Origin of the sequence: Petralouisia muris, assembly GCF_004793545.1 — a bacterium.
Classification (GTDB): domain Bacteria; phylum Bacillota; class Clostridia; order Lachnospirales; family Lachnospiraceae; genus Petralouisia; species Petralouisia muris.
Genome location: NZ_SRYA01000237.1, coordinates 1 through 607, shown reverse-complemented (window position 1 = coordinate 607; position 607 = coordinate 1). Strand labels below are relative to the sequence as shown.

Annotated in this window: 1 rRNA gene; it reads right to left on the bottom strand. The window is 57.2% G+C overall.

Features of this window, described 5'->3' with window-relative positions:
• Nucleotides 1-54: 54 nt before the first annotated feature.
• A 23S ribosomal RNA gene (locus E5329_RS29285) occupies nt 55-607 on the bottom strand; the annotation flags it as partial.

Sequence of the window (607 nt, the reverse complement as noted above, 5' to 3'; positions counted from 1 at the left end):
TTCATATACCTTCAAAAATCCATACAGGACAATCCATCTCTTCCTTCCATCTTTCTGGTCAAGCCCTCGACCGATTAGTGGCAGTCAGCTCCATCCATCTCTGCACTTCCACCTCTGCCCTATCCACCTCGTGTTCTCCAAGGGGTCTTACTCTTTCGATGGGACGTCTCATCTTGAGGGGGGCTTCACGCTTAGATGCCTTCAGCGTTTATCCCGTCCGGGCTTGGCTACCCTGCCATGGCGTTGGCGCGCCAACAGGTCCACCAGCGGCCCGTCCATCCCGGTCCTCTCGTACTGGGGACGGCTCCTCTCAAACTTCCTCCGCCCGCGCCGGATAGGGACCGAACTGTCTCACGACGTTCTGAACCCAGCTCGCGTACCGCTTTAATGGGCGAACAGCCCAACCCTTGGGACCTGCTGCAGCCCCAGGATGCGATGAGCCGACATCGAGGTGCCAAACCACTCCGTCGATGTGAACTCTTGGGAGTGATAAGCCTGTTATCCCCAGGGTAGCTTTTATCCGTTGAGCGATGGCAATCCCACTTTAAGCCACCGGATCACTAAGCCCTACTTTCGTACCTGCCCCACCCGTCGGTGTCGCAGTCAG